This is a genomic window from Bartonella sp. AU16XJBT (assembly GCF_028618665.1).
In the GTDB taxonomy this organism is placed as follows: Bacteria; Pseudomonadota; Alphaproteobacteria; order Rhizobiales; family Rhizobiaceae; genus Bartonella.
Genome location: NZ_JAQITF010000004.1, coordinates 59,363 through 76,187, shown reverse-complemented (window position 1 = coordinate 76,187; position 16,825 = coordinate 59,363). Strand labels below are relative to the sequence as shown.

The 16,825-nt window shown below is 39.9% G+C and carries 11 protein-coding genes and 2 pseudogenes; 6 read left to right on the top strand and 7 right to left on the bottom strand.

All coding sequences use genetic code 11. From position 1 onward, the window contains the following. Nucleotides 1-288: 288 nt before the first annotated feature. The gene (pyk, locus tag PVV66_RS03495) at nt 289-1,725 is read right to left on the bottom strand and encodes a pyruvate kinase (RefSeq protein WP_273718730.1); all 1,437 of its coding nucleotides are present in this window, start codon (nt 1,723-1,725) and stop codon (nt 289-291) included. Then, the gene (locus PVV66_RS03490) at nt 1,722-2,249 is read right to left on the bottom strand and encodes a DUF1036 domain-containing protein (protein WP_273718728.1); all 528 of its coding nucleotides are present in this window, start codon (nt 2,247-2,249) and stop codon (nt 1,722-1,724) included. Before PVV66_RS03490 ends, pyk begins: the two co-directional genes overlap by 4 nt. Nucleotides 2,250-2,479: 230 nt before the next feature. Here PVV66_RS03490 and PVV66_RS03485 point away from each other — a divergent pair, with 230 nt between their 5' ends. Both PVV66_RS03485 and PVV66_RS03480 read left to right on the top strand, forming a co-directional pair. After that, nucleotides 2,480-2,740, top strand: a complete 261-nt coding sequence (locus tag PVV66_RS03485) for a DUF2312 domain-containing protein (protein WP_039760779.1) — start codon at nt 2,480-2,482, stop codon at nt 2,738-2,740. 1,497 nt (nt 2,741-4,237) lie between these two features. Then, nucleotides 4,238-4,780: pseudogene (locus PVV66_RS03480) on the top strand (GNAT family N-acetyltransferase). A gap of 344 nt (nt 4,781-5,124) precedes the next feature. Here PVV66_RS03480 and PVV66_RS03475 read toward each other — a convergent pair. The 4 genes and pseudogenes from PVV66_RS03475 to PVV66_RS03460 all read right to left on the bottom strand — a co-directional run. After that, nucleotides 5,125-5,364, bottom strand: a pseudogene (locus PVV66_RS03475) (ABC transporter ATP-binding protein); the annotation flags it as partial. Between the two features lie 599 nt (nt 5,365-5,963). Beyond that, complete coding sequence (locus PVV66_RS03470; RefSeq protein WP_273718789.1) at nt 5,964-7,829, bottom strand: ABC-F family ATP-binding cassette domain-containing protein; 1,866 nt, start codon at nt 7,827-7,829, stop codon at nt 5,964-5,966. Further along, nucleotides 7,829-8,215, bottom strand: coding sequence for a hypothetical protein (locus PVV66_RS03465; protein WP_273718727.1), 387 nt, complete (start codon nt 8,213-8,215; stop codon nt 7,829-7,831). The genes PVV66_RS03470 and PVV66_RS03465 overlap by 1 nt, the downstream gene beginning before the upstream one ends. Before the next feature lie 103 nt (nt 8,216-8,318). Then, the gene (locus PVV66_RS03460) at nt 8,319-8,954 is read right to left on the bottom strand and encodes a thiamine diphosphokinase (RefSeq protein ID WP_273718725.1); all 636 of its coding nucleotides are present in this window, start codon (nt 8,952-8,954) and stop codon (nt 8,319-8,321) included. Between the two features lie 143 nt (nt 8,955-9,097). On the opposite strand from PVV66_RS03460, the gene PVV66_RS03455 reads away from it, so the two are divergent. Then, entirely contained in the window at nt 9,098-10,690 is a 1,593-nt protein-coding gene (locus PVV66_RS03455; RefSeq protein ID WP_273718723.1) for a M48 family metalloprotease, read from the top strand. A 383-nt stretch (nt 10,691-11,073) separates the two neighbouring features. On the opposite strand, the gene PVV66_RS03450 is transcribed toward PVV66_RS03455, so the two are convergent. Continuing rightward, complete coding sequence (locus PVV66_RS03450) at nt 11,074-11,985, bottom strand: RNA polymerase factor sigma-32 (protein ID WP_273718722.1); 912 nt, start codon at nt 11,983-11,985, stop codon at nt 11,074-11,076. A gap of 577 nt (nt 11,986-12,562) precedes the next feature. On the opposite strand from PVV66_RS03450, the gene PVV66_RS03445 reads away from it, so the two are divergent. The 3 genes from PVV66_RS03445 to PVV66_RS03435 all read left to right on the top strand — a co-directional run bounded on the left by PVV66_RS03445 (nt 12,563) and on the right by PVV66_RS03435 (nt 15,395). After that, on the top strand, nt 12,563-14,143 hold the full coding sequence (locus PVV66_RS03445; protein ID WP_273718720.1) for a hypothetical protein: 1,581 nt from the start codon (nt 12,563-12,565) through the stop codon (nt 14,141-14,143). Nucleotides 14,144-14,164: 21 nt separating this feature from the next. Further along, nucleotides 14,165-14,506 (top strand): ferredoxin FdxA, encoded by a 342-nt coding sequence (gene fdxA / locus PVV66_RS03440; protein WP_273718718.1) that lies wholly within the window; start codon nt 14,165-14,167, stop codon nt 14,504-14,506. Nucleotides 14,507-14,810: 304 nt separating this feature from the next. Beyond that, entirely contained in the window at nt 14,811-15,395 is a 585-nt protein-coding gene (locus PVV66_RS03435; protein WP_012232472.1) for a CarD family transcriptional regulator, read from the top strand. The last annotated feature ends 1,430 nt before the right edge of the window (nt 15,396-16,825 follow it).

Sequence of the window (16,825 nt, the reverse complement as noted above, 5' to 3'; positions counted from 1 at the left end):
GAAGCGGGCCCAATAAAGTAATCCCATGCCTCAATGAGATTAAAGAATTTCTCGCATTAAATGCCCCATAAGCACAACATCTTCAAAACGAAAGACAAATTCAATAGATAAAACGACAACATCACCGCATCCCGCGCCAGAATCTTATGCTCAAACACCGTGCTGTTTCCACAAGGGAAGATCAAAGCAATGAATGAAGTCTATTGGGACGCTCACGAGAGGCGCGCACACCCGTTGTTCCTAAAACCTGTTTAAAAGACACATGAAAAAACACTAGGCGTAAACGGATCAAATCCCTTTCGTTCCATCTTGAGAGACAGAGGCAATACGCAAAAGGTTTGTTGCACCAGGCGTTCCAAGGGGAACACCGGCTGTCACAAGGAAGCGATCTCCTCCTTGGCAAAAACCTTCCTGAAAGGCAATGGTAGCTGCACGATCAACCATATCCTCTAAATTCTTTGCATCCGCAGTAACCACACAATGAAGCCCCCAAACGAGTGCCAAACGCCGTGCTGTTTCCACAATGGGAGATAAAGCAATAATCGGTCTATTGGGACGCTCACGAGAGGCGCGCACACCCGTTGTTCCTGAAGCCGTATAGGCAACGATAGCGGCAAGTGAAAGTGTTTCAGCAATCTGACGTGCTGCAAGAGAAATCGCATCCGTTCCTGTTGATTCTGGTGCTGGATGTTGTGCGCCAACTTGAGCAGCATAAGTATGATCTTGTTCAATTTGCCGTGCGATTTTGTCCATCATAAGAACCGCTTCTTCCGGATAACGACCAGAAGCCGATTCAGCCGACAACATCACCGCATCTGTTCCAGCATAAACCGCTGTAGCAACATCGGATACTTCTGCACGCGTTGGCACAGGAGATGTGATCATTGATTCGAGCATTTGTGTCGCCACCACAACAGGTTTTCCAGCTAAACGACAAGCTTTTATCAGCTCTATCTGAAGTGCTGGAACCCTTTCCAAAGGCATTTCCACACCGAGATCTCCGCGTGCAATCATAATACCATCACAGACTTCAATAATCTTTTCTATATGTTCCAAGGCTTGAGGCTTTTCGATTTTAGCCATCAAAGACACCTTGTTTTTCGTTAGCCTGCGCACCGCTATAATATCTTCTGGACGCTGGATAAAAGAAAGGGCAACCCAATCAACAGGCAGCTGTAACAGAGCCTGAAGATCAGCCTTATCTTTTGAGGTCATCGAATCAAAAGGCAAAATTGTATCCGGAAAACTCACACCTTTTCGATCAGAAATACGGGTTCCAGAAACCACACGACACTGAACAAAATGATCATCACACACTTCAGCACGCAGTTCCACCCTTCCATCATCAATTAACAAGCGATCCCCTGGTTTAAGTGCCGAAAAGACTTCCTCATGAGGGAAAAAAACACGCTGCGCATCACCAGCGACATCGCGATTATCTAACGTAAAACTTTGCCCAACACGCAAATCCTCTTGACCTTTTGCAAAACGACCAACACGCAGTTTCGGTCCCTGAAGATCCACCAAAATACCGATGGGCCGTTGAACAACTTTTTCAACCTCCCGTATAGACTTGACCAAATCCTCCATTGTGTCACGATCCGTATGACTCATATTAAGTCGAAAAACATCTGCTCCTGCCCTAAAAAGCTTCTCAATCATTAAACGAGAAAAAGAAGAAGGACCAAGAGTCGCAATAATTTTTACTTTACGGGCACGTTTCACGGTGGAGGATTTCCTGAAAAAGAAGGAACAACTGAATTGTTGAACAAGGAATCATCTGTCAACTGTACCATCCAACTGGTTTGATTACCGGTATCGATTTCCTTAAACTCAGCCTTTTGATATCCTCGAGGAAAACAATCATGAACCCCTTGAATGGTAAATTGGCTATCTTGCACACACATGGTTACGGAGCCAGCCCAGCTTCCTTTTTTTTGTGCTCCTTCCGCATAAAAATAATAAAACCGTGAGGCAAGAGGTCCTTCGATTAAGGTTTTACATTCTGTCACGGGAACCACCCACCAGCCTTCGCTCACCCACCCTGAAAACGTACGATATCCAAGAGCAACCCCTACAGACTGTTGGGTTGTATTACACACCCTAAAATCAGCTTTTGCACAAACAACAAGGGGAAACAAGAGCAAAATGCTCAAGAAAAAAACCTTTAATTTTGTCTCAAACACCCAATATTGTCTTTTTAAAATCACAAAACTTCCTCTATAATGCCAATTCTCAAAACAAATCATACATCTTTTTTCAAAAGCCTTTCAAAGTCTAAAATATATATTTTTCTTTTTATAGCCCTTTTATCAATGCATATATTTTAAAAATTTTATCTTAAAAATTTTACAAAATATTTAAAGTCAATTTGTAAAAAAATTGTGGTGCTTGATTGATTTTTTGTTTTTCAAGCTTTTCCAATATGAATTTGTCGTCGAAAAAACAACTTAAAACATATAACCTGGAGAAAAATACAATGAATGATACAGTAACCGACCAAACACACGCTATATCCGTCAACCAATTACGCTCCTTTATCGAACGGATTGAACGACTAGAAGAAGAAAAAAAAACCATTTCTGATGATATTAAAGACGTATACACGGAACTTAAAGGCTCTGGTTTTGATAGTAAAGCTGTTCGAAGCATTATACGGTTGCGTAAAAAAGAAGAGCATGAACGAATGGAAGAAGAAGCCATTATTGAGCTTTATAAAAATGCGCTTGGGATGAGTTAACACCAATAGAAATTTTCTTAAGAAAATGAAAAATGGAAAAAAATGCGTGAATGCACAAAAATTCTGCTAACCGTGAGCAGTTTGTGCAAAATAACGAACAATTCATGTAACTTGTGACGAGACATCTGGTCACAGGATGCGTAAAATTGCAACAGCCCTCACATTTTAAAGGATTCATGAAAAGCGCATTTTTATTCTTATTCTCCAATCATTTTTATCCATACGGGCATTTTTATCCATACGGGTCCTCCCTTGTAAGCCAACCCCACTTGTGCGTACAAGCAAAAGCGTTTTGAGTACTTTAAACTAAAAACATATTTAAAATGAGAAAATCTCACGATACTCTGAAAAGACACCCAACATGAAAAATATAAATTATCTTTATAAATCAATATGATCAATAATTTAAGTATAGATAACTGGAAATGACATGATATCTTGTCGCCTCCAGAATTATTTTTATAGCGCAACCCGTTATTAAGACATCCAGTGAAACAGAAACATGAAAGTACCAGATCGCTTTGAAATATAATAGATTTTACACAAATCACATGGCAAGAGAGCTGCTGCAGATTAAACCGTAAATTCCCTTTAAAATAAGATAACCAGCTTCTTATGAAACGATTGCATCATTGCAACCAAATTAAAAACATTAAAAAAAATGCTGATGCTAAAAAGAGCAGAAGTGTTACACTTTTACGCAAAGACAATGCCCCCTTAAGATTTCTCCCCCTCTTAATATCTAAAATATTGTAAGAAATATCATCGCTTTTTCGCGCTCTTCACACTGAGCGTTTTGGCACACTTCTTGATAAAAAGAGAATCATCGCTGCATAACGTGTTATCAAATCTTCAAGCCATGCCATCAACAAATCGCAACGATAGGACAAAAGGAAACAATACGAGGAAAATTGTCTTAGGAAGCAGTTTGATGCACTGGACAATTTTCATAAAGAAATGGCTTCTTTGCAAAAAACAAAAAGCCATTTGAAAAATTGTATGAAAAAAGGCAGTTTCGGTGTACAGAGCGCTATTATTACAGAGTGCTATTGTATTGCAGGTGTTTATTTTAACAAGGCATCTCTTAACGTCCCTCGCCCCCATTCCGCGGTGGTCTCCATCAATGATATTAATTCCCCGTAAATAATATTAATGGTGTGAAGGATATAATGGTAAATCCCCTATGAAGGGTATAAAATCCCTTAAGCAGCCCCATCTTGACGCTTCATAAAAGAGCAAATCGGGCACCATTACACACATCCCTAAAATGTTGCGACAGCCCTTGCTATTTGAACTTCATAAGAAGCATTCCTTTACACCCCCCCCAATCCACCAACCCCTTTGTGACAGAAAAGAAAATATTCCGCATTGATTTTAAAGTGAGAGATGCTCTGATGAGAAAAGTTTACTGTATTCGATGTTATGATTTAAGTTGAAAATGATGATTTGGAACGATAAATCAACGTGTTATTGTAACGTTTCTAGGAGGAGAAAACGATGGCAATTAAAACAAAACGAACAATTGCCACATTAATCGGTGTAAAAGATGCCGCTGAACTGTCTGCTTATTACCTGCGTAATGCGAATCATCTTTATCCTTGGGAACCATTAAGATCTGATGATGACCACAGCCTAACAGCTTGGGAAGCACGAGCCAATGCTTATTCTTGTGAAAGCGCAAAAGGACAAGCCTACCGATACGCCGTACGATTAAAAAATGAAAACACAATCATTGGTGTTGTAAACTTTACAAATGTAATTCGTGGTGTTTTCCAAGCCTGTCATCTTGGTTTTTCTCTTGATGAAAAACAGTAAGGCAAAGGACTCATGTTTGAGAGTTTATCGGCTCTGATACACCATATCTTTGACGTTTATCACCTACATAGAGTGATGGCAAATTATAGACCTGAGAACATAAAAAGCGAACTCTTATTAAAACGCCTTCATTTTGAAAAAGAAGGCTATGCCAAAGACTATCTCATGATTTCTGGCAAATGGCGAGATCACATTCTCACCTCCCGAATGAATGGTTTATCCTAAACAAACGATAAAACACTATCGTAAAACGCTATAGAGTGTTTTCACAAAATATTTAAATATACCAACTGGTTCCCCTCCCTCAAGGATACTCTTCTCCTCGCGCTATTTTGCCAATAATGGTTTATCCAGTTTTTCTTAAAATCTCTTGCCCCTCCTAACCATTTCATGGAATTCACATGACAACATTTCAAAGGACTCTGTTTTACGCAACGCAAAAGATCATGGATAAATCCATGCCTCCCCTCAATGATGGCATTTTATAGAGACAATAAGGATAAACAGCAATGAAGCAGAACAACACGAAAACCTTGCGAAAAGGTGCAATCTTCGCACTCCCTGTTTTTACATTCCATTTCTTCACGTAAGAATTCTCGCCATTCTTTTTGTGTACAAGTGTTTTTATTTTTTTCCAACGCTGTTGATGAACACTCAAAACGCTCTTTATCACTGTGATAAAGGACTGGATCAGAGAGCTCTTGTTCAATTTTTTTTATTTCATTTTGCAAAACAGTGATTTCTTCAGACAATTTTTCCAATGCCTACATCTGCTTATAGAACAATTTTCCCCGTGTTCCTTTCTCCCGCCCCCGTAAAACGACCCTCTGTTGATAAATCATTCACTCATTATAATATATTTATTCATAGTGATAATTTACCGTTATCCTTCTTAAATAAGAACTTCGACAATCATAGGATTTCCTCATTTCAAATCTTCTTATTTTAAATCATAAAATTACATCTCTTGCACATCACAAGCTAGGTTGGCTTACAAGCGAGAAACGACGTAGAGATAAAAACTAAGAAAGACTAAAATACCTCCTATGAATCCAATCTTCTTAAACGCAAGAATTATCGCACATTAGAAGCTAAATAAAGTGCGTGATGGTGCCAGCATCCTTGCATACAGAACATTTTGACAAAACGACCGCACCAATAATTTTTTTTATCAAGAATTGTGCAAAAAAACCAAACATAAACAGTAAAGTTCGCTTCAAAAACCCCAAGAACCAGCGCCATAACTTTTAGTTGCAGTCAAAAGTGTGTCGCCAAAATCTGTTCTTTATAAATTTAATAACACTATAAATTTATGATACTGGCGTCGTCCTTCAATACACTTAAACACTCGACCTAAAGTGATGAGATAATACGAATCTCTTAAAATGCTTAGATGAATATTAAGACATTAACATGAACGCGCTTCTATTTCTTCGCGTAAAATTTCAAGTTCTAGCCATTCTTCTTGCTTTTGTGTGCAAGTATTTTTCTTTTTTTCCAACGTTGTTGATAAACGCTCAAAACGCTCTTTATCACGGCGATAAAGGGTTGGATCAGAGAGCTCTTGTTCAATTTTTTTTATTTCATTTTGCAAAACAGCGATTTCTTCAGGCAATTTTTGCAATGCATAAACCTGCTTATAGGACAATTTGCCTCGTGTTCTTTTTTCTCCCGCACTATCCAAACTGAGATCTGTTGATGGGACACGTTTTCCGTCCTCCCTTGCACGAGATTTTGAAGATGCTTTACGGTGCGATAATTCTATTTCTTTGCGTTGTAAACGGAGAGCCTGCTTATTTTGCGCCACCATATCACTATAGCCGCCTGCATACAAAACCCAATGACCATCGCCCTCCGGTGCCAACATATGCGTTACAGTACGATCTAAAAAGTCTCTGTCATGGCTTACCAACAACACTGTTCCCGCAAAATCAGCAATAAATTCTTGCAACAAATCCAAAGTTTCCATATCCAAATCATTGGTCGGTTCATCAAGAATTAAAAAGTTTGCAGGACGCGAAAGAAGACGCGCAAGCATGAGACGCGCTCTTTCTCCCCCTGAAAATTCTTTAAGGGGGGTGCGCGCTTGTTCCGGCAAAAATAAAAAGTCTTTCATATAAGAAACCACATGCCGTTCCTGCCCATTGATCACAAGAGTATCACCCCGCCCCCCTGTGAGATAATGCGCCAAAGTTTCTTCTTCATTGATAATGCGTTGCTGATCAAGCAATGCCATGGAGAGGTTATAGCCATGCCTCACCGTTCCACTATCCACAGCTTCTTGCCCAATCAATACGGAAAGGAGCGTTGTCTTTCCGATACCATTAGGCCCTACCAAACCGATTCGATCACCCCGCTGAATGCGTAAAGAGAAATCTTTCACAATAACGCGCTCACCATAAGATTTTGAAATTTTCTTTGCTTCGAGCACCAATTGACCAGAGTCATGACTTTTAACCGCGCTCAACAGTGCACTTCCCGGCTGCCCTTTATAAGTTTGATGACGCTGTCTTAAGTTTTTTAATTCGCTCAAGCGCCGTACATTACGTTTACGCCGTGCGCTCACACCATAACGCAACCATTGCTCTTCACGGGCAATTTGGCGCCCCAATTTATGCTGCTCGATGGCTTCTTCTTCCAGTGCTTTATCACGCCAACTCTCAAATTTTGAAAAACGCTTTTCCAGTCTTTTGGTTGTGCCACGATCAAGCCATACCGTTGAACGTGTAACATTTTCTAAAAATCGCCGATCATGGGAAATCACCACAATCGCTGAAGGCAAAGAAGACAAAACTCCTTCCAACCATTCAATGGTTGGTAAATCAAGATGATTGGTTGGTTCATCTAAGAACAAAATATCAGGCTTGGCTGCAATAGCCCGTAATAATGAAACACGCCTCTTTTCACCCCCCGAAAGCGTTTCTAATTTTTCCGACCCCGAAAACCCTAAATTTGTGCGAAGTGTATTGATCCACTGGACATCAGATGTCTCATTCAACCCCGCTTCCATATAAGCGTTAATATTTTCAAAACCTGAACAATCCGGATTTTGAGCGACATAACGAAGTGTTACCCGAGGGTGGCGAAAAATTTCGCCACCATGAGGCTCTAATATTCCTACGGCAATTTTTAACAGAGTCGATTTTCCACAACCATTACGGCCCACCAAGGCGATACGTGCTCTCTGCTCAACCGATAAACATGCCTGGTTGAGCAAAGGCGTTGTCCCCACGTTTAAGAAAATGCGGTCAAGCCGCAGCAATGGCACCGCCATTAACGAACGCGGCGCGGACAAGGTGCTTTATACATCACCCCTCTTGCATCACGGTAAGTACATAATTGTTGTACTGGGACTCTTTGCGCACAAGGTGCTTGGTAAACATGTCCTCTACGACCACGATACGTGCACAATTGTGATGCCTGTTTTTGTTGTCTTTTTTGATTTGCAGCCGCCCCTGTTACTGTTCCAGCCAAAGCACCAAATGCTGCACCAGTAAGCGCTGCTCCAGCAGTACTTCCACCAATAGCAGTCCCAGCCAAAGCACCGATTGCTGCTCCCCCAACACCGTAACGTGCAACGCGTTCATCATTTGTCGTACAAGCCACCGAACTGAAACCAATCGCTGAAACGACGGCCACTTTTAAAATTGATTTTAACATATCAAAACCTTTCCTTCTCAAGATAAATACATAATATATCGTTTATGTCGGCACTTAATCACTAAGCCCCCCCCTGCCTTATTCAAAATATATCGGAAGAGCTTTACGGAATAGGCACAGACGCTAACAATATAGCTTTTCCAGAACCTAAATGGCAAGAAAAGGTTCCACAAATACGGTTAGAAAGTGTTAAAGAAGAGCCAAATGACACATTTTTATCACAAATTGGCCATTTTACTCCTTCAAGTGTTAAGCCTTGTAAGTCAGAAAAACCAATAAGACTAAACAAACACCCCTTAGGCAAATCATATGACACAAGTTTTGGCAAAACCGGCCACCCTTCTTCCAAACCGCTTGTCAACAACACTGAAATGCCTTTCTCAGCCATCATCAACGCTTGCGTCATATGAGAAAGGCTATGATCACTTCGCTCCCCTCCCAAAGCTCCACATAAAATAAGCTTTTTAGCACCATTTTGTAGCGCTCTTTCACAAGCCAAAGCACTATCTGTCATATCTTTATCAGAGGGAAAAACATCACGCGGAATATGGTTATATTTGTCTATCAAAGTCTGATCAGACGAATCAAAATCTCCCAGCCACAACTCAGGCTTCACATTAAGCGCGGCAGCATGACGCATACCACCATCCGCAGCAATCACTCGACTGTTTTGAATTTGATTAAGCAAACGATCAGTGATAAAAAGAGCGCCATTTAACAATATCGTAAATGTTGTCATACATATTTTGCCTTTCACAATTTTTTTTCTAGCATCCTTTTATCAATGAGAGCTATTTTTTATAAACGATAACCGTGATATAGCCAAACGAATCCTTATCTTTAAAGCTTCTCTAAAAAAACACACACGATACAAAGATACTCATGAAATTTGCCAAATTACACCACAGAACGAACCTACACCGCTATCTAACACACACCGCCTTTCAACGAAATTTTCTTTTTCGCTCTCCCCTGTATAAAGCAACTTTCATCAGTTTTATGCTTCTCCTTTCTGCTTGTCACACGCCCCTTTCCCAAAATGATAAGCCCTCTTCCAGTTCTTCTGAAACAATCAAACGTACCAACAATCACAATATCTATGTCACATTAAGTGCTCTGCAACACCCCCGTATTTTGCAAATGTATGGTGGCGTCTATCATAATGCGAAACTTGAACGCTTTTTAGCAAAAATTATCCGTAAACTAACAATTGCATCCCACCATTCTCATCAAAGCTATTCTGTAACAATTTTAAACTCAGAAAGTGTCAATGCATTTGCACTCCCCAATGGTTCGATCTACATCACCCGTGGTATGCTGTCCCTCGCCAATGATTCTTCAGAAGTTGCAGCAATTTTAGCCCATGAGATGGCACATATCAGAGCCAATCATGGTATTTTACGCCTGCAAAAAAAAGCCCAATTGAAGATGGCAAATCATACATCTCCACGTCTTCTTTCTTCTATGGGCAAAAAACTCCCCAATTCCATACACAACAAGCAACAACTCGCGCAATTTTCCCGCAATCAAGAGCTAGAAGCTGATTCCCTTGCCCTTGAAATGCTCCAACAAGCAGGATATGATCCATTTGCTTCACCGCGCTTTCTTCAAACAATGGAAGCCTATAGTGCTTTTCAGAATATTTCTGGCACCCAAAATGCTCCCTTAGACTTTCTAACCTCTCACCCAACCACCCCTCAACGTATTCGGCTTGCAATAGAAAAAGCACGTAAAATCAGTAAACAAAATAGTGGAAATACTGATCGTGATTCTTTTCTCACAAGCATTGATGGCATGACTTTTGGAGGAAGCTTTGATACAGGGTTTGTACGAGGCAACCAATTTATTCACCCACAATGGCGCATTGCTTTTTCTGTTCCCAACAATTTTACAATAGAACATTCAGCACAAACAGTTTGGGCCAGCGGACCAAATAAAATTGCGATTCGTTTTGATGCTGTTCCCTGCCTCACCGGAATGTCTGCAAGTGATTATTTGCAAAGCGGTTGGATTATCGGTCTAGACCCATCATCGATCCGCCTCCTCACAATTCAAGGGCGCCCCAATCAAGAATTTACGCGTCCAGGATTCACTCATCAAGGATACCTAGGCCAAAGTTTACTTGGAGCGCAAGCTCGTGCAACCCATGAACAATGGCAATTTGATGTTGTTGTCATTCTGTTCAATAATTATATTTTTCGTTTTCTGACAGCCGCCCCCTATAATTCTCAAAATTTTGCAGAGATTGCCAAAAAAACAGTCCAAAGCTTTCACCCTCTTTCAACTTCACAGTTAAAAAAATTAAAACCCTTAAAAATCAGTGTTGTCCGCGTTAAACAAGGAGAAAATGTTGCAAACCTTGCCAATAAAATGCAACACACACCAGACAAAGAAAAACTCTTTCGTATTCTCAACGCCCTCTCACCAACTCAAACTTTACGCGCCGGTACAAAAGTAAAAATTATCACCGAATAAGTTTCCTTTTTCATCTGCTACAGCCTTGATTCTTTTCTGTCCTTAATCACGCCCTCCTCCATATATTCGCAAATGAAGCTGGCTAACCCTCAACCAGCTCCATCATGCGCCCCACCGCCCGCATCTATATCCCCTAAAAAGTCTTTCACGGCTTATATATCGTAACGATCTTCTAAAATGAATCATAAGGAGAAGAGAGCGTATTTCTGCACAGACCTTCTCAAACCAAACTCACCCTGCAATCTCCCTCTGCTCATAAATACTGCTCACTGGCACCAGCAAGGGAGGCGTCTTACTTGATAAAGCTCGCAAACCCTTAACCAGAAGCTTCATCATGCCTTACGCCGCCCCGCGCCTATCCCCCCTAAAAAACCTTTCACAGCTTATATGTCATAAGCATCTTCTGAATGAACGGTCAGGAGAGCAGCACGCAATTTCTGCAAAGCCCGTGCTTCAATTTGGCGCACACGCTCTTTTGAAATTCCTAATTTTTCACCCAAAACTTCCAAAGTAGCCCCCTCTTCATTGAGGCGACGAAAGCGTATAATTTCCAACTCCCGTTCATTGAGAATTTGCAACGCATCGTAAAGCCATTGCGTGCGCCGTTGACCATCAATCATTTGCTCAATTAAAGCATCAGGAAGAGGACTCTCATCGACCAAAACATCCATCTTCGCAATAGGATTATCACTGTTCTCAGAAACAGAAACGCTCAAGGAATTATCCGAACTGGAAAAACGAAAATCCATTGTTTCAACATCGCGTACGGAAACACCGAGTTTTTCAGCGATTGTGCGAAAAATATCCTGTTTTGATAAAGCACTATCATCTTGCACCAGTTTTGCGCGCAAACGCCGCAGATTAAAGAAAAGTGCTTTTTGCGAAGAACTGGTCCCCCCTCGAACAATTGACCAATTTCGCAAAATGTAATCTTGGATAGAAGCCCGTATCCACCATGTTGCATAGGTTGAAAAACGCACTTCCCGATCAGGTTCAAAACGTGCAGCGGCTTCCAACAGTCCTACATATCCTTCTTGTACCAAATCCCCTAAGGGCATTTTAAAACGTTTAAAGCGGTTTGCAATAGCAATCACCAAACGCATATGAGCCGCCGCAATTTGATGCATGGCATCATCATCGCGTTTATCTTTCCATCGCAGAGCCAAATCATGCTCTTTTTGTCGTTCAAGATAAGGTGCTTGCATAGCAGAACGCATCATATTACGTCCTAAGCTTTTGTCTGCATCGCTATAATTTTTGCTGCTTTTATAAACAGCATTTGAAAGATTACCCATAATAACCCCTTGCGATTAAAATTATCAAAATTGATTTGGCAACGACATCATTGTTCTTTCTCAAAAAGAACGCAAAAGTTGTCTACTTCTGCGCTCACTACTTTAGCGTGTAATTTTATAATCGCAATTGTTTTTTTCATTATCAGGGTAAAACTTCTTCTCATAAGACACAATTTCACTTGCAAAACGCCCCTGCAATATGCCTTTTAGCCTATGAAATATTTGAAAAAAACTTTCTCTTCACTTTTCATGACAAAACAGCAAAAAAAAATAAAATGATCAGACAAAACACATGCTGTTTTTTTGATGACCGATTCCGTTTCCTTGTAAGTTTAAAAAATCTATTTATGCTTTCAGCTTTACAATACAACTAATAAGTGTAATCTACAAACATAAAATATCCCAACTGAATGAAAACTGAATAAAAAAGAAGCATTTAAGTTTTAAAGGCGCAAAAAGAAACATCAAAAAGCGACAAGAGTGATTGAAGCAAGCGCAACAAACGTGTTAAAGAGCAGCATTATGGAGTTGTCGCAAAAGGCTTTTTACCAGTGTCGCACTGAGAAAGAAAATGATCATGGATAGCAAGATTGTTCAACAGAATGAGATTCTTCAGGATGATATTCTCATTGAAAAATACGGAAGAGGTAAATTTGAAGGTTTTCGTTTTTATGCGAAAAAAAACAATAGCGATCAAACAGCTGAGCAGCAATGTTCAATAGAGAATGAAAATTTGATTCTTGCGTTTTCCAAACGTGCAACACGTTTTTGTACTTGTGCAAATGGCGATTTTACCCTCAGTTCTGATGGCATTGTGCGCTGGATTGGTCAACCTGTGGGGCAACTTGTTGCCACAGAAGATTTTTTCAACCCCAAACTGATTGTTTTAGCAGACACACAACTCATCGGAGAAGGCCGCGACAACGTCGTAAAACGATTAGAGCGTTTTGTAACCTTTCATTTTGAAACGGCTTTAAAGCCCCTATTTGATTTGCGCAATGCTGATAATTTAACAGATTCAACCAACAGTCTTGCCTTACAACTGGTTAACTCTTTAGGGATTATACCCCGCCGTGAAGTTTTAGACCTTGTCAAAAACCTTGCGCAAGAATCACGTGCCGTGCTTCGGCGTCTAGGTGTGCGTTTTGGCGCTTTTCATATCTATGTTGCAGGAATGCTTAAACCCGCTCCGGTCCAAGCCATTACCCTTTTGTGGAATCTTCAAAATGCAGGACAAGACAAAAGGGGTTTGGTTGAAATTTTTACAGCGTTATCTGCTGGTCGAACCTCTTTGGTTGTTGACCCTACCTATAACCGCCAATTTTATCAATTAGCCGGTTACCGAATCTTAGGACAACGTGCTGTACGGATTGATATTTTAGAACGTCTTGCCAATCTTATCCGCCCCGCCCTTCATTGGAAACAAGGAAATGATCCCAAACCCGATGGTGCCTATGACGGCAAAAGTTTTTTTGTGACCCCTGCCATGATGTCCATTCTTGGAGCCAATGGAAATGATATGGAAGAAATTCTCAAAGGGCTTGGCTATCAATCATACAGCATAAGCAATACTGTGTTTGAACAAAATCTTCTTGCACACCAAGGCTCTTTTTCTGTCCATGCAACAACACAAGCAGTTCGACCAGCAGAATGCGTTGGCAGTCTATGGCAAACAATCAATATTTCAGAAACAACACAAGAAGAAAAGAATACCTCATCCTTGAATACTTTCTCCTCTTGTATTGAAAAACACGCCCATAACACCAATGCTTTACCAGCTGCTGAACCTGTTGGAAATTTTGCCAAGCCCACGCCTCCTACAGCAGAAGGTAAAGTTATTTTATTATGGCATTATAGGCCCCCATTTCACCACCACACACAAAAAAAACGTGACAAATCTGGACATCAATGGAAAAATAAACCGAAGGGCGCTGTAAAAAAAGGGAACAATGCGCATGGAAATTCCCCTCAAGAAGCACCATCACAAACCAAACGTTCTCATAAGTTCCATAAATCCCAAGACAAGCGTGCGAATTATAAACCTTTCCAAAAAGAAAAGCGTCTTAACCCTGATTCACCTTTTGCAAAATTAGCTGTGCTACGCGATCAACTCACCAACCATAAAAACACGCAAACACTTTCCTCTAAAGAGCATTAAAATAACAAATGGAGTTTGATCGTGACCCACGTAGTAACCGACAACTGCATTCATTGCAAATATACGGATTGCGTTGAAGTTTGTCCTGTTGATTGTTTTTATGAAGGTGAAAATATGTTGGTCATTCATCCTGATGAATGCATCGATTGTGGTGTTTGTGTGCCAGAATGCCCAGCAGAAGCCATTATACCTGATACAGAACCAGGACTAGAAAAGTGGTTAGAACTTAATCTTCTTTATGCAAACAAATGGCCCAATTTAACCACAAAAAAAGATCCTCTTCCTCAAGCAAAAGAAATGGATGGTGTTCCAAACAAACTAGAAAAGTATTTTTCAGAAAATCCAGGAAGTGGAGAAGAGTAATGATACAGTGTACAGCTTCCTCCTTCAACAATTGAAAGACTTCTTTTGTAAAAATAAAAAATCCTCAAGCGAAATGATTGATTCTTTTGAAGTTTGATGTTAGTGTTATTCTAACATGATCATCTTTCTAAGTATTTTTCTTTGCTTTTTTTAGTAAAGCAATGTATTTTTTTTGGATTTAAAAGTACTCGGCTTTTATGCTCACTTAATTGGTACAATATACTTGGTTAAAGAAAACTCAACCCTCAGGTTTATAACCTGTTTTCCGATGCATTTATTGATCATAAGGGAGTAAACTAAGATTATGGCATCCCAACATGGAACGTCCTCCAAGACTAAAGAATTTGCAACCTCTGAATATATCGTCTACCCTACACATGGAGTAGGGCAAATTATAGCGATTGAAGATCAAGAAGTTGCAGGACATAAATTAAAACTTTTTGTCATTCATTTTGCGAAAGATAAAATGGATGTCAAAGTTCCCATTGCAAAAGCCCTTTCCGTTGGAATGCGTAAATTATCTGCTGGTGATTCCGTCGAACGCGCTTTAAAAGTCTTACGCGGAAAAGCACGTGTTAAACGGACCATGTGGTCACGCCGTGCTCAAGAATATGATGCTAAAATCAACTCAGGAGATCTTATTTGTATTGCTGAGGTGGTCCGTGATCTTTTTCGCTCTAACCTACAGCCTGAACAATCCTACTCTGAGCGTCAACTTTATACCGCTGCTCTTGAAAGAATGGCCCGCGAAATTGCGGTTATTAATAGCCTTTCTGAAACAGAAGCGATTAATCTCATAGAGATGCATCTCTCCAACAAGCCGAAACGCGAATTTAAAACGGAGAGAGAAGAAACCGTTGAAAACAGCAAAGCTGTCTACGCTGCATAATACATTCTTTCATAAAAACAGAATATTTTGATAAAACCAGCTCTTTGCTGGTTTTATTTTTTTATCATCCTCTGCACTCTCAAGGATAAAGTTTCTTAAAGCACCAATAAACAATCTAACTTTTTGATAAATTCGACCCCGCCGCCGCCTCATGCGCTTTACTTCACAGCCAGCGCATTGATGAATCATCATCATGCATCATTTTTTATCTTTAATCATAAGGCTGAATACAGGAAGACTCTCTCACATGAAACCATTGAATGACTTCCTTACACGTCCCATATAATTCAAGATATTGATTTATAAAAAGATCGTTTTTTATATTCAATTAAAATCCCGAAGATCGCAAAATTCTTTCACTCCAAATCTATTCCATGTTGAATCAATAAAAAACACTCGCTTACCCACGACAAGCGGAAAAATCATGTGAGTAAAAGCTTTACAAAAAAGGCATGCCTCTTACGAACCATTCAACAGCTCTTGGCTTTTGAAACATTGAGAGATGGCAAAGTGTATAATAATTGCTGGCTTACACTTTTATGAAGCCTAAAGAGAGGGGCAATAAATTTCATAGTATTCCCTAGGGCTTTATCGTTATACCCTTCAAGAAGTACCGTCGCAAAATGGGCTGAAAAGCACATTGAGAGAGGTTTAAAAAAAAACACGTGGATGTACAACACAAGTATATTTATATTTCTATATTCCGTTTGGGGCGTTTTATTTTTTATAATGCTCATGATCCCATAAAAGAACGATAAAAAAGTATGAAACAAGCCATAATCTCCAATTTTTTAAAAGACATTGCCATAGATGTTTTAGCCGTAAAACTGAATTAAAAATGAAAGTTGGTTTGCACTTTTACAGCTTTTATATTCTTTCCAAATGAGGCCGCCTTCTTATTTTAGAAATGACACAAAACAGAAATACACCAATACCCCGCCCCGATTTAGCATACAAAAGTTAATACAGCAGCCCTTATCCGTTTCAATCTTTATCTCACACATAACTACAGCATTAGGACTAGATGCTGATTTACCAGCAATAGAAAAAGTACATGCTCTCTGAAGGAAAATAACGTCATAAGGTTACAACCATACCAGCGATAAATGAGAAAGATATTCCAGCTTTTGATCAAACTCTCTGTTAAAAAACAATGATACAATTGGCTTTGCGTGTGCTTAGCATGATAGGCGTTCGTTCATATTCTTTGTATCACTATGCATAAGATCAAATTGATCGTGATATCTGAAAAGTTATGAGCTCAAAAATATGAAAAGAAAGCGTGATGCTCATAAAAAAATCTCATGCGCCTTTATCATCAAAAGCACGAAAGATTATTGAATAAGTCCCCTTCTGTCTTACAATAGTTTTTTCTGCTTATAAGATCCCAACAGCCATTGAGTCCTCAATGCTTCAACACCCTTCCATTT